Source organism: Cohnella lubricantis (assembly GCF_014212015.1).
GTDB lineage: Bacteria > Bacillota > Bacilli > Paenibacillales > Paenibacillaceae > Cohnella > Cohnella lubricantis.
The window spans coordinates 1-18,404 of record NZ_JACJVN010000106.1 but is presented as its reverse complement, the minus strand read 5'-3'; the positions used below and the strand labels follow the sequence as shown (position 1 = coordinate 18,404).

Sequence of the window (18,404 nt, the reverse complement as noted above, 5' to 3'; positions counted from 1 at the left end):
TAACCGGTCGCAGCCGGGTTGCAGCGCGATACCGCGGGCGTGCGGTTGCTGCAACCGGTCGCAGCCGGGTTACAGCGCGAGACCGCGCGCGCGGCTGCTGCAACCGGTCGCAGCCGGGTTACAGCGCGCCCCCGCGCGCGTGCGGTTGCTGCAACCGGTCGCAGCCGGGTTACAGCGCGAGACCGCGCGCGTGCAGGAGCTGCAACCGGTCGCAGCCGGGTTACAGCGCAAGTCCGCGCGCACCGACCGCACCGTAATCCGGCTCATAATAAGTAGTTATCGGCCATGTCGGTCAGTTTATAAGAATGGTACCGCTGTACGCCGCTTCCAATGGGTTGAATGAGTTCTTTCTGGACTAATTTCCTAAGTAAGCTTCTTGCTCCATCGTCCCCTATCAGCAAGCATTCGCGTACTTCTGCGAAGGGCCGCCCGTTCCTGCTCCACCCTAAACGAAGCACCTCCCGTTCATAAACCGGCAATGTTCTGAGCGCCGAGTCCAGAGGACTCTCATACCTCCCCAGCAATTCAAACAAGGCTCGTTGGCACATTTCGGGCTTCTTATCTAACTCATCATAGCTAAAAGGGAAATATCGATACCCCTGTAAAGCTGCCGATCGAATTCGCATGCGCTCGAACGAGAAGCGATCGCGAGTCAAATTCTCGCCGTGCGCCGCGTAACCGTCGCATTCTAACGCCAGCCGAAGCGGTTCGTAGTAAGCGTCGATGTAGATTCGAACGCCGGATGAGCTCACGAACTCATGCTCTAGCTGGACACCATCCAACGTTCGAAGCGCCGGCCATGCGACAACCTCCAGTAACTTCTTCGTCCCTGTCAGATCCTTCTTAAGCATCTCCAACCTCTGTCCCGCGGCGGATTTCTTCTGCTCCTCTAAGAACGCTTCGAATACCGAACTAAATTTACTCATGTGTCCAACCGTCCTCCCCTAGGCCGAATATGCAGCGCATGGCGCCAAAACCCCCAAACGCCAAACGCCAAACGCCAAACGCCAAAAAACGCCGCTCTCACCCGTAAAGGGGAGAAGCGGCGTGTGCTTCACGCGCGTCTGATTAACCATAAAATATCATAAAGCGCCATTTCATGCCACTCGATTAGTGCATTGCGCGAGGGCTCGGCGAACCCGCCTCGGCGTCCTTGGCTTTGAGCTCGGCGAGGAGCTTGTCGCCTTCGACATCCAGATTAGGAAGCAAGCGGTCCAGCCACCTCGGGAGGCTCCAGGCTTTGTCGCCGAAGAGGGACATCACGGCCGGAACGAGCGCCATGCGAACCACGAACGCATCGAGCAGGATGCCGATCGCCAGCGCGAAGCCGACCTGCTTGATCATAATGTCGTGGGCGAAGATGAAGCCGGCGAACACGGACACCATGATGATCGCGGCAGCCACAACGACGCGGCTCGCTTGGTCATAGCCATGAATGACGCTCTCATTGCCGCGATGGCCATGGACGTAAGACTCGCGCATCGAGGAGACGAGAAACACCTGATAATCCATAGCCAAACCATAGAGAATGCCCGTGATCATGATCGGAAGGAAGCTTAGAATCGGACCGCCCGTATCGAACCCAAACAGACTGTGCAGCCATTCCCACTGGTACACCGCCGTTGTTAGTCCGAATGTAGCCAGCACGCTGAGCAGGAACCCGACGGTCGCTTTGATCGGCACCAGAATCGAGCGGAACACGAGAAGCAGGATCAGCAGCGAGACAATAACGATGATGACGATGTAGATCGGGAACACCTCGGCCAGCTTCGCCGACATATCGATGTTGATCGCCGTGAAGCCTGTCACGCCGAGGGTCACGCCGTAGGTTTGCGCGATAGTCGAATCGGAATCCCGCAGCGCTTTGACGAGGCTGTGGGTCGCTTCGTCCGTCGGACCGGTCTTCGGAATGACGTTCAGGATGGCCGTTTTGCCTTCGCCGCTAACGCCTAGAGGCGATACGACAGACACATTCTCAACCTGCTGAATGTCCTGAACGAGTCCGTAGAGCGTCTCCTGCGTGATAGCTCCGGAAGGGTCCTTAGGCTCTGCGACGATCATGAGCGGACCGTTGTAGCCTTCCCCGAAGCCTCGGGAGATCGCATCGTAGCTTTGCCGCTGGGCCGTGTCGAGGTTAGCGGACCCGCCGTCCGGCATTCCCATCTTCATATCCGCAACCGGCAGCGCTGCGGCGCCGAGGATTGCGATAACTCCGACTATGATGAGCCAGCGGAATTTGACGACGCCTTTCACCCAACGCTCTGCGATGCCATGCCGCTTGCCCTTAGCTTGCGAACGGTTCTTGTCGCGTGCCTTGCGGGAGCAGATGCGCTCGCCGATCAAGCCGAGTAGGGCGGGAAGCAGTGTCAGCGCGATCAGAACATCGAGGAATACGGTGACCGAAGCGACGAGCGCCATTACGCTCAAGAAGGACAGCCCGATGACGAGCAGGCCGCATAAGGCGATAATGACCGTTAATCCTGCGAAAAAGACGGCGCTGCCCGCGGTGCCGACGGCCCGTCTGGCGGCTTCCCTCGCAGTCAAGCCTTGGTCGATGATGAGGCGGCGTTGGCGATTCACGATAAACAACGCATAATCGATGCCAACGGCCAAACCGACCATCAGTGCCAGCACCGGAGTGATGGAGGTCATCGTAATGAAGCTAGAGATCGCATAGGCACCGCCGACGCCGATCGCAACGCCGAAGAGGGCGATCAAGATCGGCAGGCCGGCCGCCACGATGGAGCCAAGCGACACGATTAGGACCAGAATGGCGATCACCAATCCGTAAACCTCGTTGGAACCGATCGGAATATCGACCGGTTGGAGCGTGTCGCTTGGCAATACTGTAATGCCGGTGCCTTCGCCCGCTTGATTGACCACGTCGACGATCGAATCCGCGACGCCTTCAGGCAGCGAAGTTTGCAGGACGGTGAATTGGAACTGGAACAGGGCGACGCTGCCGTCCGAGGCAATCAAGACGCCCGGCACGGCCGTGCCGTCCGCCATGAGCGGCCCGTATGGCGGCAATTGCGACGGGTCGGCGCCTGCCGTGCCGGTGCTTGCCGTGCCAGCGCCTGCCGTGCCGGTGCTTGCCGTGCCAGCGCCTGCCGTACCAGCACTTGCCGTACCAGCGCCTGCCGTGCCGGCTGGCCCTGCCTCTCGGGAAGCTTCGCCCTGGACGGCGGCGCCGCCAGTCGAATCAGCGCCGGCAGCTGCGGCGTAATCGGCGGGGTTGATGACATAGTCAAGCTGATAGACCTTGCTGACAGCATCGGTAATCGCCGCCACGCGTTCCGGCGTGTCCAGCCGCTCCCCTTCGGGCGCCGTGAACACGACGCTCCCCCGGCCGCCCGCGGCTTCCGGCAGCACCTTCTCCAGCTTATCCAACACCTTCTGGGCGTCGGTTCCTTCCAGCTTAATCTCGGTGCTTGTGCTCATGCCATTGACGCCAAGCATCGCGGCGACGACGGCGAGGATCACGATCCAGCCGCCGATAAAGTACCATGGCTTGCCATAAGCCTGTCTTCCCAGCTTATACAAGAAAGTAGACATCTCTCTTCCTCCCGTTTTCTCTATCTTCCTGCGGCCAAGAGAACTACAAGCCGCTGCGCAAATAACCGAAAACCGTGCTTAAATATTGCTCGAAGGCGGCGGCGCCGGGCGTATCGCCGGCGGATTGGCCGGGCAGCAGCACGTTGATGCTGCCGTCGATCACCGGCAGGATTGCCCCGTAGACCGCGCCGACAAGCAGATGCTTGTATTCTTCCGGATAACGGTCCTTATACAGATCGTTTAACGTCTCCAGAGCCGCCGTCTGCAAGCTGCGGAACACGTTGAGGAGATAGGGTTCCAGCGTCGAATGCTGCTTGGCAAGGACCTGAACCTCGCGCAATTTCCGCAGAAGTTCGATCGTGAACTGCGTGCTGATCAACAGGCGCAGCGCGTCCATCGGAGCGGAGCCTTCGGGCAATTCCTCCAGGACGTGCTCGGCATCATTATTGCCGTTGGACGTAACGGCTCCCATGACCACCGCTTCCTCCTTGCAGGAGTAGTGGTTCGCGAACGTTCTTCGGGAGTAGCCGGCGCGCTGCGCCACGTCATCGACGACGAAGCCGTCCAGTCCCCGTTCAAGCGCGAGCTCGAAAGCCGCGTTGGCCAGCGCATGCGCTGTCGCCGCTTTCTTCAGATCGCGAAGGCTGTATCTGTTCATGTCTTCATTCAGCTTCCTTCCGAGAAGTGGGTTCTTATCTGGATTACAACATATCATTTTTGTTGCTCTTTGGGCAATGTTTCTCATAGTGCAATCACATTTCTTGGTGAAAAATGTGGCGAAGCCGTGACGGCCAAGTCGTCCGCGCCACCCCAAAAAACCGACCGGGCGAAAGCCCGGTCGGTTGATTAGCGTATTCGATTAGCCCGTGAACTCTTGCACCCATTCGCCATTGTAGTAAGCAACGCCAATCGACTTGAAATTCGCGTTCAAGATGTTGGCGCGGTGGCCGGAGCTGTTCATCCAAGCATCCATGACGGCTTGCGGATTCTGCTGGCCTTTGGCGATGTTCTCGCCGGCGTAGCTGTAGCTGACGCCGAATTGCTGCATCATATCGAATGGAGATCCGTACGTCGGCGAGTTGTGATCGAAGTAGTTGTTGGCGTACATATCCTTCGCCTTGGCGGCGGCTACGGAGGTCAGCTTGGCATCCGACTTGAGCGGGTTCAGGCCGGCCTTGGCCCGTTCCTGATTCACGAGGCTGACAACCTCTGCGGCAAAATCAGACTGTGCAGCCGTCGAGCCGGAAGCGTCGGAAGAACCGGCAGCGGAACCGCTGTTCGAAGGAGTAGAAGCGCCGGCTTTCGAGCCGGAATTCGTTCCTGCTTGGCTAGAGCCTGCGGCGGAACCCGCACCAGCCTTCGAACCAGTCCCCGCTTGCGATCCCGCGGCGCTCGAGCCTGCGCTCGAACCAGCGGTTGTACCTGGTTTGCCGGCGCCAGTGTTCGAATCCGCATCAGCGCTAGGTTTCGAGTCTGCACCTGCACCAGCGGCAGAGCCAGCTTGGTTCGCTCCCGCTGCCGCTCCAGGCGCAGTAACCGAGCCCGAGCCAGCCCCGCCTTGTGCGAGGTTGTGCTGGATTTGCTGGATGAATTGCTCCAGATCAAAGCCATTCTGGCCGACTATTTGTGCCCAGTTGAATGTTGTTGCCGGATTGGAAGCTGCATATATAGTCATTAAGCCTTTAGACGCGACCGCAAATGGAACGACGGTGCTCGGAGCTGCTGTTGCCGCGCCGGCTGCCGGAATGGACAGTGCCGTTACGAGCGAGCCTGCGAGAACGAGCTTGGCAAGACCGCGACGATTGTTGTGTTTGAACAATTGAAGTTCCTCCCTTTGTCGGCCTGCGAGGTTAGCTGACGGGTTCGGGTCAAAGAGTCCCCCTGCCATTCACAGCGAACGGCTTCACCCCATACGAACATGCTTGGTTCCCCCGCGCCCAGTACTGGGCTTCGGCCTTGGATTTGCCTTCAAATTGTATCAGCTGCATCGGCCGCGATTCATTGCCAAAATACTGGAAGGCTCGGCTAAACAGCGGCGGCACTGCGAAATATGCAGGCCTGCCAATTCGCCGTGCCACCGCCGTCCTGCCGTCCCAGCGCTACGTCGCGGGCTCCTTCTTGCTGCGCGCGGAGCCGCGTTTGCCGCCGCCAGCAGCGCCAGCGCCCGCCTTCGCGCCGCCACCCGCCGCCGATTCCGCCCCCGCCGCGACCTTCGTCTTGGCGGGCCGCCGCGCCGCCGGCTTGCGCTTGGCGGTCTCCGCCGCATTGCCGCTGTCGCTCACAATCGGCTCGCCCGCACCGCCACTCGCTGCCATACCGCTGCCCGCTGCCGCATCCGCGCCAGCTCTCGCCCTACCCCCGCGCGCCACTCTAGCGCCGCCAGCCGCCGCTTCATCGCTGCCCGCTGCCGCACCGCCGCCAGCCGTCCCACCGGCCGCCGCCCCAGCCGCTGCTCCCGCGCCCGGCTTGGTCGCTTCCAGGCTGGCCTGCAGCGCGGCCATCAGGTCAATGACGTTCGTCCGCTCCGCCGCAGGCGCGGTGACGACGTCGGTGCTCTCGCCGGCAACCTTGCGCTCGATCGCTTCAAGCAGCGCGACGCGGTAGTCGTCGGTGTACTTCTCCGGCTCGAACGGCCCGGTGAGCTGATCGATCAGCAGCTTCGCCATATCCAGCTCCCGTTCGTTCACCTGCACGTTGTCCGGGAGGTTCGGCACGCCTTGAATGCCGCGGATCTCATCGGGATAGAACATCGTCTCCAAGCAGATGCAATTGTCCACCACCCGAATGGCCGCGAGACTGCTCTTGCTGCGAATCGCAATCTTGGCGATGCCGATCCGGCCGGACTGCCGCATCGCTTCGAGCAGCAGATTGTACGCGCCGCCGCCGGCTTGGTCGGGGGACAAATAATATGTTTTCTGATAATAAACCGGGTCAATCTCCCGCAAGTCCACGAAGTCGAGAATTTGGATCGTCCGCGCCGTCTCCGGCTTAATCGCTTCAAGCTCCTCATCGTCAAAGAGCACGAAGCGTCCCTTCTCATACTCGTACCCGCGGGTGATCTCCTCCCACTCCGTCGGCTTCTCGCAATGCGGGCAGGTACGCGTGTAGGAGATCGGCGTCCCGCAAGGCTTATGGATGTACCGCAGATGGACGTCCTTGTCCTCGGTTGCGGTGAACATCTTAACCGGCACATGAACGAGGCCGAAGCTGATGGCGCCTTTCCAGACTGTATGCATGATGAACAGCTCCTTTCGTTGGCAATAAGGCAGTATCGCCGAATACGGCTTATCGCGATATGGCTGCTGCTTCGCTTCATTCGCTTCATTCGCTTCTACCCGGCACAGCTCTCTGTTGTCGCCATAGCGTTCCCCGAATGCATGGGTTCAACCCGCGCGGGGCATATTGTCGAGTGAACAATCCAGTTGGGGCGGAGGCGAACCTAATTCCGAATGGCGGTATCCCACGATAACGACAGCGACGCCCTGTACGAGGGCAAAGAACGATTCGACATGGATATTGACCGCATGGTGAATGAAGGGCTTGGCGGCGGCCAAGTGACGATGGACAACGGGCTGATCGGAGAGACGACGACCGATACGATGAAGGAGGACGATCCCAAATGAACGCCGAGCGAGCGCAGCAAATATACGAATCGTCGGACACGATCGCGGTGCAGCTGGATGGAGATCCGGTCTGGATCGAGAAGGTCGACGCCGCTAACGGAGTAGCCACCGTGAAGGTCGGCTCGAATCCGTTGAATACGCAGACGGTGGCCGTGGAGCGGCTGCAAGAGCACTAACGCGATCGGGCCTTGAACCCGCTTAAGGTCCGACAGGCAGAGACGATCCAGACGAGACGGGGCGGCACGCGCCTCGTCTTTTCCTCATTCTTTTTGATAGCAAAATAAGGTAATGATACAATGAAGGATGTAGATTCAAACACGAAGGGAGATTGGAGAACATGTATGAAGTAGCGATTATCGGAGGCGGTCCGGCGGGGGCAAGCGCGGCTCTGTTCACGGCGAAGGCAGGCAAGAAGACGCTCGTCATCGACAGCGATCAGAGCGTGACACGCAGAGCTTGGATCGACAATCATTACGGCGCGCCGGCGATCTCCGGCCCGGACCTGGTCGATACCGGCAAGAAGCAAGCCGAGAAGTTCGGCGCCGAATTCGTCACTGGCAAAGCGGTGAAGCTGACGGCAGGAACCGACTCTCTCACGGTTGAGACAGAGACGGGTACATATGAAGCGAAGCATGTGATCGTCGCGACCGGCATGTTCGTCGACTTCGCGGAAGCGAGCGGCATTCAGACGAAGCCGGGCACCGAGCCGCGCATCAAGACGATCATCGACGCGACGCCGGAAGGCAAGACGAATGTGGCGAACGTCTGGGCAGCCGGCACGGTCGCCGGCGTCAGCATGCACACGATCATCACGGCAGGCGACGGCGCGAAGGTCGCGATCAACGTCGTCAGCGAGCTGAACGGCGAGCGATATGTCGACCACGACGTGATGAAGAAGGACTAGTTGCGAGCATTGATCGGGCTGCCGGAAGCGAATGCTTCTTGGCGGCCTTCTTTATTTGAGAAGCAGGGAAGGGAATCGGGGACAGGCGGCGAATTTTTCCTTTTGAGAGGGTGCCTGTTGCGGCGCCCTAGATGGAGACGGAGGAAGGACACCTTGGTGAGATTAATCGAAGCTTACGCAGAAGCCGTGCTGGCAACGCCAGACCCTGAATCGTTCGTGACGGCGCGGACCGATCGTATTGAGGTTGACCTCGGCGGCATTCCCGGCGACCGCCATTATGGATTGATGCGGCCTGCGGATGTTAGGTATAAGCATCTGTACCCGCGCGGGACGATGATCGCGAACCGCCGGCAGATCAGCCTTGTGTCCGTTGAGGACAATGCGGACGTCGCCGGGAAGCTGGGTGTGGAGGCAATTATGCCTGAGTGGCTTGGCGCCAATGTGCTCATCAGCGGCTGCCCGGAGTTCACGCTGCTCCCTCGAGGCGCGAGGCTGCTGTTCGAGTCCGGGGCTTCGCTTATCTGCGAAGGGGAGAATGAGCCTTGCATCGGTCCCGGCGAAGTCATCGCGGAGCATTGCGGCGGGGACGCGAAGCTCGCGGCCCGGTTCGTGAAGACGGCGCAGCAGCGCAGAGGCATCGTCTGCTCGGTGGAGCTGCCGGGGACGATCGCCGCAGGAGACAAGGTGCGCATCGTGCTGCCGTAACACCGCCTTTTTTGCAAGTTCAATCCGATGCCTATATAATAAAAAAATAATTCTGACGCGCATATCCGCGCCTGGACGGCCTCCGTCCGCCCGCGGATTTTGCTGTATTTAGAGCGGGATGTGCGTCTTACTCGCAAAGGATGGGACACGCTATGAGCAACTCGGATTGCGCTTCCCTGGGCCGGTCGTTCGTCTGGGAAGCCCGGACGGAAGAGGATACGGCGAGCTTCGCGAAGCGGCTGTCGGAGCTTGCGGTACCGGGAACCGTACTGGCGTTAGACGGCGATCTCGGCGCGGGCAAGACCCGATTCGCGCAAGCATTCGCTGCGGGACTCGGCGTGCCGGGTCACGTGAACAGCCCGACTTTCACCATCATTAAGGAATACGAGGGAGGCAGGCTCCCTTTCTATCATATGGACGTCTACCGGCTGTCGATGGCGGAAGCGGACGAGCTCGGGCTGGACGAATACTTCGCGGGCTCGGGCGTGACGCTGGTCGAATGGGCATCGCTCATTGAGCCGCTGCTGCCCGAGGAGAGGCTGCATCTTCGGCTGACCACGACGGGACCAACGTCCCGGAGGCTGGAAGGCCGCGCTCTCGGCGAACGGTACGCGGTTTGGTGCACGGAACTGGGCATGACGGAACGGGAGGAGGAAGGCGCTTGATGGACGCGAATCATCGGGAGGAAGACTGCACGGCGCTGGCGCTCGATACGTCTTCGTCCGTACTGGCGGCGGCGATCACGCGGAATGGGCGGACGGTGGACGCCTCGCATTCGTTCACGGAACGCAACCATTCGGTCCGTGTCGTCTCCGACCTGCAGGATTTAATGAAGAAGAACGGTCTCACGCGTGCAAAGGTGGATGTGATCGCCGTCGGCCAAGGCCCCGGCTCCTATACCGGCGTCCGCATCGCGGTGTCCGCCGCCAAGACGCTCGCCTGGGCTTGGAACAAGCCGCTCGTCGGCGTATCAAGCCTCGAGGCGACCGCCTTCTCGGCTTGGACGAAGCTTGAGCCGCGGCATGCCGCAGCGGCCGGTGCGGCTGTCAGCGATGCGGCTGGCGATGCACCAGCCAGTGCTGGTACCGTTGCAGATGCGGGAGCGGCCGTCTGGATCGTTCCGCTCATGGACGCGCGGCGCGGACAGGCGTACACATCGCTTTTCACCGCTGGAAGGAATGGCGAATGGGCGAGCGTGGAGAAGGACGGCATCCGCCTCGTTGCGGACTGGGTGAGACAGCTGCGGGAGCGTTATGAGCAGCTTGAGGCGTCGGAGCGGCCGTCGGCCGTCTATCTGGTTGGCGAGCTGGCATTCCTCGAGGGCAAGAAGGGTCCGGCGCTGGACCTCGAGGCGTTGAGCGCCGGTTGGCCGCTGCGTCTGGAGCCAAGCGTCATCGACGCGGGGGCTGTCGGCGTATTAGCTGAGCGCCGGTTCCGCCTGGGGGTGCAGGAGGATATTCACGGCTTCGCCCCGAATTACACCCAACTAACGGAGGCGGAGGTTAACCTCATCAAGGCCGGAACGGAGAGCCGGATATGATAGAACGGATTAGGCCGGAAGCGGCTAAGCTGGAATTTCGCAGCATGACGTTAAGCGATATCGACAAGATCGTCGGAATCGAGCGCGAGGTATTCACCGCTCCTTGGTCTGCGGAAGCTTTCCACAATGAACTAAGCCAGAACATGTTCGCCAAATATATGGTATTGGAGCAAGACGGCGTCATTCTTGGTTACGGCGGCATGTGGCTCATCGTCGATGAGGCGCACGTGACCAATATCGCGATTCGGGAAGCCTATCAAGGAATCGGTCTTGGCCGGAAGCTGATGACCGAGCTGATGCGCACCGCCTACTGGCTTGGCGCTAGGCGCATGACGCTGGAAGTTCGCGTCTCGAACGAACGAGCCCAACGGCTGTATCGGAAGTACGGCTTCGAGCCGTCCGGCATTCGACCTGGCTATTATTCGGACAACCGTGAGGATGCGCTCATCATGTGGGCCGACCTTGAGCCGGACGTCTGGGCCGAAGAGGCGGCAACCGGCAAGGCAGAAGGAGAACAAGCATGAACCGCCCTTATCATCTGCTCGCCATCGAGACGAGCTGCGACGAGACATCTGTCGCGGTCGTTCGCAACGGCGGCGAGGTATTATCCAATATCGTATCGAGTCAGATCGACACGCACCGCCGGTTCGGCGGCGTCGTGCCGGAGATTGCTTCGCGCAAGCATGTCGAGAGCATCACCGTCATTCTCGAGGAAGCGGTGGAGGCGGCGGGCGTGACGCTGGAAGAGATCGACGCTATCGCCGTGACGCAGGGGCCGGGACTCGTCGGCGCGCTGCTCGTCGGCGTCGTCGCCGCGAAGAGCCTGTCGCTCGCGCTGGATGTGCCGCTGATCGGCACGCATCACATCGCGGGCCATATTTATGCCAACCGGCTGGTCGGCGAGATCGAATACCCCGCGCTTGCGCTCGTCGTCTCGGGCGGACATACCGAGCTCGTGCTGCTCGAAGCGGAAGGTTCATTCCGCATCATCGGGCAGACGAGGGACGACGCGGTCGGCGAAGCGTACGACAAGGTCGCGCGCGCGCTGTCGCTGCCGTATCCGGGCGGCCCGCACATCGACCGGCTCGCGCAGGCGGCGGAGTCGGCGATCGAGCTGCCGCGCGCCTGGCTGGAGCCGGATTCGTTCGACTTCAGCTTCAGCGGGCTGAAGTCGGCCGTGCTGGCCGAGATCAACCGCGCCAACATGAAGGGCTTGGGCGTCGAGGCTGGGGCTCTCGCGCGCGGCTTCCAGGAGTCCGTCATCGACGTCGTGACGACGAAGGCCATGCGCGCTGCCGCCGAGTTCGGCGCGCGGCAGCTCCTGCTCTGCGGCGGCGTCGCGGCGAACCGCGGACTGCGCGAGCGGCTCGCCGCGCTGTGCGCGGAAGCGGGGCTGCCGCTGCTCGTGCCGCCGCTTGCGCTGTGCACGGACAACGCGGCCATGATCGCCGCGGCGGCCGACCTCAAGTGGCGGCGCGGCGAGTTCGCCACGCTCGACCTGAAGGCCGAGCCGCAGCTGTCACTGGAGGCGTGGAGCGTAGGGCGGGCTTAGCCTGGCCGCAGGCGCGCGAGTGCGGAATAGTCATGACGTAAGCGCTCCGCGAGGTCTTACGGGGCATGCGAGTGCGGAGTGTCAAGATTGGCGAGCTGCGCCGGAATTCCGCGAATGTGAGGAACTCCGCCCCTCACATTGGCGCGTTACGCCTAAGCTAACTCAGAAGCTGTCTCTATCGGTTAGGTAGAACCGAGGAGACAGCTTTTTTTCCATACGAGTGACTCCCCTGCACCGGATCCGCTATTGACAAGCCGAGCGTATTAACCGCATAATACACTTAAAGTGTATGAACCATTTAGTACACACACCGGCGAGAATGCGAGGTAACGCTCATGAGTAACGATAGCGGCACTACCCCCGGCAGCAGCGGCACCGGCCGCACGAACGGCTTCGGCTCAGCCGCCGCCGGCTCGGTCCCAAGCCCCGCCCCCGGCGCCGAATGGGCCGAAGTCGCCTTCAACAGCCGCGATCCCGTCTATATTCAGGTGGTGCGACTGTTCAAGGAGAAGATCGTGACCGGCGCACTGCAGCCGGGCCAGACGATTCCATCAAGACGCGAGCTGGCGGCGCTGCTCAAGATCAACCCGAACACCGCCCAGCGAGCTTACAAAGAAATGGAGGATCAAAGCTTGATCGTCACCGAAGGGAATTCTCCCAGCCGCATTACGACGCACCTTGATGTGCTGAGCGGCATCCGAACCGAACTGCTAAGCGAATCGGTGGAAGCGTTCGTCGCTTCGATCCGCAACATCGACGTCCCGCTGGACGAGCTGCTCGAGCTGATCCGGCGCCAATATGCAACGGCTCAAGCGAATATCCAACCGGATTACCATCCCAGCAGCCATTCGTTAAGCCACCCCAATAATCCTTCGGAAGGAGGTTCGCGCGATGATTGAGCTGAGCCATGTGCGCAAGCGATTCGGCTTCAAGAAGGTGCTGCAAGACGTCTCCTTCACCGCCGAGCAAGGACAGATTACTTGCCTGATCGGCCTGAACGGAGCGGGTAAGTCGACGATCCTCAAGGCCATCATGGGCCTCACGCCCATTCAAGGCGGCGCGATCCGCATCGACGGCCGGCCGCCGGGCAAGGACATGTACGAGCGCGTCTCCTACATCCCGGATCACCTGATCGTCCCGCCCTCCCAGCGGCTGTCCGAGGCGCTTCGCTTCATGGAGGACTTCTACCGCAGCTGGAACCCTGCCCGCGCGAACGAGCTGATGGCCTTCTTCGGTCTCGACGCGAAGGAGCGGGCCGGCAACCTGTCCAAAGGGACGGCGGCCAAGTTCAATCTAGTGCTAGGCCTCGCGCAGGATACGGATTATGTGATCATGGATGAGCCTTTCTCCGGCATCGACCTGTTCAGCCGCGAGAGCGTGGCCGCCGTCTTCTCGAGCGAGCTGGTCGGCGAGCGCGGCGTGCTCCTCACGACGCACGAAGTCGGGGAGATCGAATTCCTGCTCGACAAGGCGGTTCTCCTCCGCCAAGGCACGGTCGCCCGTTCCTTCGACTGCGAACGCGTAAGGAGCGAGGAAGGCAAGTCGGTCGTCGACGTGATGAGGGAGGTGCTGCTCGCGTGAATCGTTATCTGAAGCTGGTCCATTTGGAAGTGCAGCGCTTTCGTTATGTGCTTTTCGGACTGATGGCCTTGACCTTGATCATTCAATCGATCGCGATCGTATGGACGTCCCGCAACGAAATGTCGCGAATCCGGGAGCATGAGGCGATTCGCGCCTACTATGCCGAGCATCCGTACTCGTTCGCCTTCGCGGTCTCCAACGCTTACTTCTGGCTCGCCGTCCCGATTCTAATCAGCGTCGTCGTGCTCGCGCTGTACGTCTTCGGAATCTGGTACCGGGACTGGTTCGGCCGCGACACGTTCGCCTATCGGCTGCTGACGCTTCCGACGGCGAGAAGGAACGTCTACCTGGCCAAAGCGACGGCGATCCTGCTGTTCGTCTTCTCGATGGTGGCCTTTCAACTGCTGGCGATGCCCTTCTACCAATGGCTGTTCCGTCTGGCCGTGCCTGCCGATCTCCGCGAGCCTGCCAGCCTTGCCGAAGCGGTTAGAGGGAGTCCCGTATTCGAATTGCTTATACCGACGGACTTCACGCAATTTCTGATTTATTACGGGTTCGGCATTATCGCGGTCTTCATCGTCTTCACGGCGATTCTGCTGGAGAGAAGCTATCGCTGGCGCGGCATCTTCTATGCGATCGTCTATATCGCCGCTTGCCTAGCCGCCTTCTTCCTCCCTTTGCTATTGCCCGTGATGGACGGGAACCATTATCTTTATCGGACCGAGATTCTGGCGATTATGATCGGCATTGCGATTCTCATACTGGCGGCATCGATCGCGCTCGGCTTCCGGCTCATCGCCCGGAAGATCACGGTCTAAGGAGGGACGCACGATGGTGAAAATGAAACGTTACGCCGTCACGCTGGCGCTCGTTCTGCTCATGGCGGCGTCTCTGACGACCTATTACGCCTATGGCGCGAAATTGCGGCTGCCGGAATACCGATTGCAGACGCTGGAAGGCGATCCGGCAGAAGGAGCGGAATTGAGGATTGAGGGGAGCTTCGTCGGAGGCAAGGGATCTTATTATCTCGGCGTGACGGCAGAAGGCAGCGAATACGGGAATGATTCCCTCTGGCAACGACTGCTATATACCGGCAACGCTTGGATTAGAAGGGATATTCCCGACATTGGGGCCTTATACCGCGAGCATTCGCAATTCATGAGAGGCAAGACGAATGAGAACGGGTTCTATCATGACAAAGATTGGCTAGTCTATGCCGATGCGGAGGTCGTGCAGCCGGATCTGCGCTTGGTCTGGAGGATCGACGTCTTGGAGACGTCGACGGGACAACGGATTCGTTACAATGGCGAAGGGGCGGAGCCGCTCGGCCAGATGGACTTCGTCAACGTCATAGACGTGCAGAAAGCCGGAGACGATATCCATGTTCTGACCGGACAAGGGAGGCTGGGCAGACCGGAGGAATACCGCGACGAAGTGTTCGACGCCGAGACCGGCAAGCCCGTCCGCAGCGTCAAGCTGCAACTCGGCGAACCGTCCGCGCCGGACCGCGAGCTGCAGATTAATTACATCGCGGAACAGACGCTGACGGCGCCAAACCCGCATCTGGTATTCATAGTCGAACAATTAGGAACGAAGTCCGCGAATCCGGCCGAATCCGGCGTTGCGGCCGCAGCGGATGGAGCGGTCGCAGAAGCGGTTCCGAACGATCAACGGCCGAAGATCCTCTCCCGAAGCGCGATGGTGTATTCGTATGAATCGGGCGAGATGGACTCGTTCCCGTTAACGGTCGAATCGGATGAGAGCGCGCCGGAAGAGATTTGGTCCAGCCGCCTATTGGTAGGCGATACGCTATCGATTCTGACCGCTGCGAAGGACGCCGTCACCGTGACCCATTATAATGTGACCGACGGAAGCAAGGCGGCCGAGACTATCATCCGGGCCGATCAGATCGGCCAAGGCGAGATCAAGAGCGCGCTTATGGCGAATAACCGGATCTATGTGCTGGTCAAGAAGGACGAGAACACGGACATGCCGATCGCTGCGGTGGCGGATGCCGCGGACGGGCGTATTCTTTACCGAGGACAGCCCGTCCTCGAAGATCCGAACGGCCGGCCGCAGGAGCAGCTCGACGACGTGTGGCTGAGTTATCTCGGAGTGCGGCGGTGAGTCCGTCCGATGACACGAATCGATCTGCTGCGCAGCCATGAGGCTTATGCCTATCAAGTCGCCTATTATCTGCTTCGCAAGGAAGAGCCGGCGGCCGCCGCGGCGCAGGAGGCGCTGCTCGCCGTCGCCGCCGACCGCGGCTTCTTCTCCTTGCCGCCATCCATGCGCGAGAGCTGGATCAAGCGGCAGGTGATGAAGGAAGCGTTAGCCGTTCGGCTCAAACGTGCTTAACGGAACGACATTCCGTTATTGGAGAGCCGCAGTGCGATGTAGTCGAGTAACGGAACAGCGTTCCGTTATTTCGGCGTTTTAAGTTGGTTTCTCATATGAATGCCGCGCATAACGGAACAGCGTTCCTCTAACGAGCCTACGAGCAAGTAGTTGCGGTCAGATAACGGAACCGGCTTCCGCTATGGCATGAAGCTGCATGAGCTGGAGACGATCTCGGAGAAGCATCGAGACGTTCTCGACAGAAATGTCAAGGGTGTGGACAAACTTGTCCACACCCTTGTGCATATTGTGGGCAAAATCCGCTGTCCGTTGAGGGAGTAAGGCGCCATGATTCGTGAAAATGGGACAAGATTTTCACAAACTTTTGTGGATAATGTGGATAAAACAGTGGAAAAGTCTGAAAATTCAACTTCAGATCTAAAAAAGGCTTGCCCGCCGGGGCCAAATGACAAGGGCTGTTCCTTCTCGATTGGCGAGCCGCAACGGGCAAGCTGTGTATAAAACTGTGGATACCCGATTACTCCAGCAATGACTCCCAGAGCGCATACGCCTCATCGAGCGCTTGCTTCCGCTTGTCGACCTCCGCCTGCTTCTCGCGCAGCAGTACGTAGTCGGTATACACGTCCTCGGACGCCATCTCCTGCTCTAGCGCGGCGATCTCCTCTTCCAAGCGGGCGATGTCGGCCTCGGCCTGCTCCTTCTTGCGCTGGCGCGCGCGTTCCTCGCGTTTGGCCTGCTTCTCCGCCTCATAGTCCTGCACGGGTGCAGCCTGAGCCGCAGCAGCCCCGCCTTTCTCCTTCTGCTGCGCCGCCTCGCGATCAGCCTCCCATTGCTCCATCTCGCGCATTTTCTCAACCATATCGTCGTAATTTCCCAGGAAATGTCGAGCGCCGTCCGGATGGATCTCGACAATGCGGTCGGCAAGCCGGTTCAGGAAATAGCGGTCATGCGAGACGAAGATGAGCGTGCCTTCGTACTCCTCCAGCGCGGCTTCCAGCACTTCGCGGCTCCATAGGTCGAGGTGGTTGGTCGGCTCGTCGAGCACCATGACATTCGCTTTGCGCAGCATGAGCTTGGACAGGGCGACGCGCGCCTTCTCCCCGCCGCTCAGGGAGCCGACCAGCTTCTTCACATCTTCCCCGGTGAAAAGAAAATTGCCCAGCACCGTCCGAATCTCCGCTTCGGGAAGCATCGGATATTCGCTCCACACTTCCTCGAGCACCGTGTTCGCCTTGTTCAGCCCGCGCTGCTCCTGATCGTAGTAGCCGAGCATAACGCCCGTGCCCCAGCGTACGCTGCCCTTGCGCAGCTCCAGCGAGCCGACCAGCGCGCGCAGCAGCGTCGTCTTGCCGACGCCGTTCGGCCCGAGTATGGCAATCCGCTCGCCGCGCTTCACCTCGAACGAGACGTCGCGGAAGAGCGGGCTCATCTCCGCCGCCGGCGCGGCCGACGCTTCCGATACTTGCAGTACGTCTTTGCCGGTACGGCGCTCAGTGGAGAAGGAGAAGCTTGCCTGCTTCAGTGTGCCCGGCTTCTCCAGCCGCTCGATTCGCTCGAGCGCGTTGCGCCGGCTCTGGGCTCTGCGCGTCGTCGTCGCCCGCGCCAGATTCTTCTGAATGAACTCTTCCATCCGGGCGATCTCGCGCCGCTGCTGATCGTACAGCTTCACGCGTTGGGCGAAGTCCGCTTCCTTCAGCTCCATGAAGCGCGAATAGTTGCCGGTATAACGGGTCGCCGAGTGGCGCTCGATCTCGACGATCGACGTCACCGTGGCATCGAGGAAGTAGCGGTCGTGCGAGACGATGACCATCGCGCCGGAATAGGTGCGCAGATACTGCTCGAGCCACGTCAAGGTGGCGATATCGAGATGGTTCGTCGGCTCGTCAAGCAGCAGCAGCTCCGGCTGCACGACGAGCAGCCGCGCGAGCGCGAGCCGCGTGCGTTGGCCGCCGCTTAAGCTCGAGACGAGCGTCTCCTGCGGGAAGTCGCCGAAGCCCATGCCGTGCAGGATGCTGCGGATGCGGTTGTTCATCTCGAACCCGCCCGCTTCGCGGAACCGGTCGCTCAGATCCGCATACTGGCTGAGCAGCGCTTCGTAGCGCGCGGCGTCCTGCTGCTCTTCCGGATCGGAGATGCGCTGCTCCAGCCGGCGAAGAGCCTTTTCCTGATCGAGAAGAGGTCCGAACGCATTCATCATCACTTCGTGCAGCGTCAGGCTGCCGTCGAAAGAGCTGTTCTGCGCCAAGTAGCCGATCCGCACCTCGCGGGGCTTCGATACCGAGCCGCCGTCGTAGGTCAGCTCGCCCGCGAGAATGCGCAGGAACGTCGACTTGCCGGCGCCGTTCACGCCGACGAGGCCGATCCGGTCTCGCTCGTTGATCTGAATGGAGACGCCTTCGAGCACGGGCGTCACGCCATAATGCTTCATAATGCCAGATGCTTGCAAAAGCAAGAGGAATCCCTCCGACTGCAAATTGCTAGTTATTATAGTAGGAACGCTTTTGTCCAGTGTATCGCAAAACGTCGGCTTCGTCCAAAAGGAAGGTTGGCGCGGCGCGCAGGAGTTGCTCGGCCAAACCGAGTAAC

General features: G+C 60.4%; 20 protein-coding genes and 1 riboswitch. Of the genes, 14 read left to right on the top strand and 6 right to left on the bottom strand.

Annotated features, from left to right (window positions below):
* Positions 1-263: 263 nt before the first annotated feature.
* The 5 genes from H4Q31_RS20960 to ku all read right to left on the bottom strand — a co-directional run bounded on the left by H4Q31_RS20960 (position 264) and on the right by ku (position 6,791).
* Positions 264-926 (bottom strand): putative endonuclease domain-containing protein, encoded by a 663-nt coding sequence (locus tag H4Q31_RS20960; RefSeq protein WP_185181013.1) that lies wholly within the window; start codon positions 924-926, stop codon positions 264-266.
* 184 nt (positions 927-1,110) lie between these two features.
* Positions 1,111-3,555: an MMPL family transporter gene (locus H4Q31_RS20955; RefSeq protein WP_185181012.1), complete on the bottom strand. Its 2,445-nt coding sequence runs from the start codon at positions 3,553-3,555 to the stop codon at positions 1,111-1,113.
* 43 nt (positions 3,556-3,598) lie between these two features.
* Positions 3,599-4,213 (bottom strand): TetR/AcrR family transcriptional regulator, encoded by a 615-nt coding sequence (locus H4Q31_RS20950; RefSeq protein ID WP_185181011.1) that lies wholly within the window; start codon positions 4,211-4,213, stop codon positions 3,599-3,601.
* A 201-nt stretch (positions 4,214-4,414) separates the two neighbouring features.
* Positions 4,415-5,374: a CAP domain-containing protein gene (locus tag H4Q31_RS20945; protein WP_245347426.1), complete on the bottom strand. Its 960-nt coding sequence runs from the start codon at positions 5,372-5,374 to the stop codon at positions 4,415-4,417.
* 4 nt (positions 5,375-5,378) lie between these two features.
* Positions 5,379-5,521, bottom strand: a riboswitch (cyclic di-AMP (ydaO/yuaA leader).
* A 133-nt stretch (positions 5,522-5,654) separates the two neighbouring features.
* The gene (gene ku / locus H4Q31_RS20940) at positions 5,655-6,791 is read right to left on the bottom strand and encodes a non-homologous end joining protein Ku (RefSeq protein ID WP_245347427.1); all 1,137 of its coding nucleotides are present in this window, start codon (positions 6,789-6,791) and stop codon (positions 5,655-5,657) included.
* 213 nt (positions 6,792-7,004) lie between these two features.
* Here ku and H4Q31_RS20935 point away from each other — a divergent pair, with 213 nt between their 5' ends.
* The 14 genes from H4Q31_RS20935 to H4Q31_RS20870 all read left to right on the top strand — a co-directional run bounded on the left by H4Q31_RS20935 (position 7,005) and on the right by H4Q31_RS20870 (position 16,319).
* Positions 7,005-7,178 (top strand): hypothetical protein, encoded by a 174-nt coding sequence (locus H4Q31_RS20935; RefSeq protein WP_185181010.1) that lies wholly within the window; start codon positions 7,005-7,007, stop codon positions 7,176-7,178.
* On the top strand, positions 7,175-7,354 hold the full coding sequence (locus tag H4Q31_RS20930) for an H-type small acid-soluble spore protein (protein WP_185181009.1): 180 nt from the start codon (positions 7,175-7,177) through the stop codon (positions 7,352-7,354). Before H4Q31_RS20935 ends, H4Q31_RS20930 begins: the two co-directional genes overlap by 4 nt.
* 161 nt (positions 7,355-7,515) lie before the next feature.
* Positions 7,516-8,082: an FAD-dependent oxidoreductase gene (locus H4Q31_RS20925; RefSeq protein WP_185181008.1), complete on the top strand. Its 567-nt coding sequence runs from the start codon at positions 7,516-7,518 to the stop codon at positions 8,080-8,082.
* A gap of 156 nt (positions 8,083-8,238) precedes the next feature.
* On the top strand, positions 8,239-8,787 hold the full coding sequence (locus H4Q31_RS20920; RefSeq protein ID WP_311771781.1) for an MOSC domain-containing protein: 549 nt from the start codon (positions 8,239-8,241) through the stop codon (positions 8,785-8,787).
* 152 nt (positions 8,788-8,939) lie between these two features.
* Positions 8,940-9,452: a tRNA (adenosine(37)-N6)-threonylcarbamoyltransferase complex ATPase subunit type 1 TsaE gene (gene tsaE / locus H4Q31_RS20915; RefSeq protein WP_185181007.1), complete on the top strand. Its 513-nt coding sequence runs from the start codon at positions 8,940-8,942 to the stop codon at positions 9,450-9,452.
* Positions 9,452-10,327 (top strand): tRNA (adenosine(37)-N6)-threonylcarbamoyltransferase complex dimerization subunit type 1 TsaB, encoded by an 876-nt coding sequence (tsaB, locus tag H4Q31_RS20910; protein WP_185181006.1) that lies wholly within the window; start codon positions 9,452-9,454, stop codon positions 10,325-10,327. The genes tsaE and tsaB overlap by 1 nt, the downstream gene beginning before the upstream one ends.
* Complete coding sequence (rimI, locus tag H4Q31_RS20905) at positions 10,324-10,851, top strand: ribosomal protein S18-alanine N-acetyltransferase (protein WP_185181005.1); 528 nt, start codon at positions 10,324-10,326, stop codon at positions 10,849-10,851. Before tsaB ends, rimI begins: the two co-directional genes overlap by 4 nt.
* Positions 10,848-11,879 carry a tRNA (adenosine(37)-N6)-threonylcarbamoyltransferase complex transferase subunit TsaD gene (gene tsaD, locus H4Q31_RS20900; RefSeq protein WP_185181004.1) on the top strand — a complete coding sequence of 344 codons (1,032 nt, stop codon included), beginning with the start codon at positions 10,848-10,850 and terminating at the stop codon, positions 11,877-11,879. The genes rimI and tsaD overlap by 4 nt, the downstream gene beginning before the upstream one ends.
* Positions 11,880-12,361: 482 nt before the next feature.
* On the top strand, positions 12,362-12,778 hold the full coding sequence (locus H4Q31_RS20895) for a GntR family transcriptional regulator (RefSeq protein ID WP_311771782.1): 417 nt from the start codon (positions 12,362-12,364) through the stop codon (positions 12,776-12,778).
* Entirely contained in the window at positions 12,771-13,460 is a 690-nt protein-coding gene (locus H4Q31_RS20890) for an ATP-binding cassette domain-containing protein (protein ID WP_185181002.1), read from the top strand. The genes H4Q31_RS20895 and H4Q31_RS20890 overlap by 8 nt, the downstream gene beginning before the upstream one ends.
* Positions 13,457-14,278: a hypothetical protein gene (locus H4Q31_RS20885; protein WP_185181001.1), complete on the top strand. Its 822-nt coding sequence runs from the start codon at positions 13,457-13,459 to the stop codon at positions 14,276-14,278. The genes H4Q31_RS20890 and H4Q31_RS20885 overlap by 4 nt, the downstream gene beginning before the upstream one ends.
* Before the next feature lie 13 nt (positions 14,279-14,291).
* Positions 14,292-15,587: a hypothetical protein gene (locus H4Q31_RS20880; RefSeq protein WP_185181000.1), complete on the top strand. Its 1,296-nt coding sequence runs from the start codon at positions 14,292-14,294 to the stop codon at positions 15,585-15,587.
* A 9-nt stretch (positions 15,588-15,596) separates the two neighbouring features.
* Complete coding sequence (locus H4Q31_RS20875; RefSeq protein WP_185180999.1) at positions 15,597-15,818, top strand: hypothetical protein; 222 nt, start codon at positions 15,597-15,599, stop codon at positions 15,816-15,818.
* A 327-nt stretch (positions 15,819-16,145) separates the two neighbouring features.
* Entirely contained in the window at positions 16,146-16,319 is a 174-nt protein-coding gene (locus H4Q31_RS20870; RefSeq protein WP_185180998.1) for a hypothetical protein, read from the top strand.
* Between the two features lie 16 nt (positions 16,320-16,335).
* On the opposite strand, the gene H4Q31_RS20865 is transcribed toward H4Q31_RS20870, so the two are convergent.
* Complete coding sequence (locus H4Q31_RS20865; protein ID WP_185180997.1) at positions 16,336-18,270, bottom strand: ABC-F family ATP-binding cassette domain-containing protein; 1,935 nt, start codon at positions 18,268-18,270, stop codon at positions 16,336-16,338.
* Positions 18,271-18,404 lie beyond the last annotated feature (134 nt).

Bases quoted from the DNA above. Each gene is read 5' to 3' on its own strand.
- H4Q31_RS20960 (WP_185181013.1), bottom strand. From the start codon at position 926: ATGAGTAAATTTAGTTCGGTATTCGAAGCGTTCTTAGAGGAGCAGAAG.
- tsaD (WP_185181004.1), top strand. From the start codon at position 10,848: ATGAACCGCCCTTATCATCTGCTCGCCATCGAGACGAGCTGCGACGAG.
- H4Q31_RS20930 (WP_185181009.1), top strand. From the start codon at position 7,175: ATGAACGCCGAGCGAGCGCAGCAAATATACGAATCGTCGGACACGATC.
- rimI (WP_185181005.1), top strand. From the start codon at position 10,324: ATGATAGAACGGATTAGGCCGGAAGCGGCTAAGCTGGAATTTCGCAGC.
- H4Q31_RS20935 (WP_185181010.1), top strand. From the start codon at position 7,005: ATGGCGGTATCCCACGATAACGACAGCGACGCCCTGTACGAGGGCAAA.
- H4Q31_RS20890 (WP_185181002.1), top strand. From the start codon at position 12,771: ATGATTGAGCTGAGCCATGTGCGCAAGCGATTCGGCTTCAAGAAGGTG.
- tsaE (WP_185181007.1), top strand. From the start codon at position 8,940: ATGAGCAACTCGGATTGCGCTTCCCTGGGCCGGTCGTTCGTCTGGGAA.
- H4Q31_RS20870 (WP_185180998.1), top strand. From the start codon at position 16,146: ATGATTCGTGAAAATGGGACAAGATTTTCACAAACTTTTGTGGATAAT.
- H4Q31_RS20880 (WP_185181000.1), top strand. From the start codon at position 14,292: ATGGTGAAAATGAAACGTTACGCCGTCACGCTGGCGCTCGTTCTGCTC.
- H4Q31_RS20925 (WP_185181008.1), top strand. From the start codon at position 7,516: ATGTATGAAGTAGCGATTATCGGAGGCGGTCCGGCGGGGGCAAGCGCG.
- tsaB (WP_185181006.1), top strand. From the start codon at position 9,452: ATGGACGCGAATCATCGGGAGGAAGACTGCACGGCGCTGGCGCTCGAT.
- H4Q31_RS20950 (WP_185181011.1), bottom strand. From the start codon at position 4,213: ATGAACAGATACAGCCTTCGCGATCTGAAGAAAGCGGCGACAGCGCAT.
- ku (WP_245347427.1), bottom strand. From the start codon at position 6,791: ATGCATACAGTCTGGAAAGGCGCCATCAGCTTCGGCCTCGTTCATGTG.
- H4Q31_RS20875 (WP_185180999.1), top strand. From the start codon at position 15,597: ATGACACGAATCGATCTGCTGCGCAGCCATGAGGCTTATGCCTATCAA.
- H4Q31_RS20955 (WP_185181012.1), bottom strand. From the start codon at position 3,555: ATGTCTACTTTCTTGTATAAGCTGGGAAGACAGGCTTATGGCAAGCCA.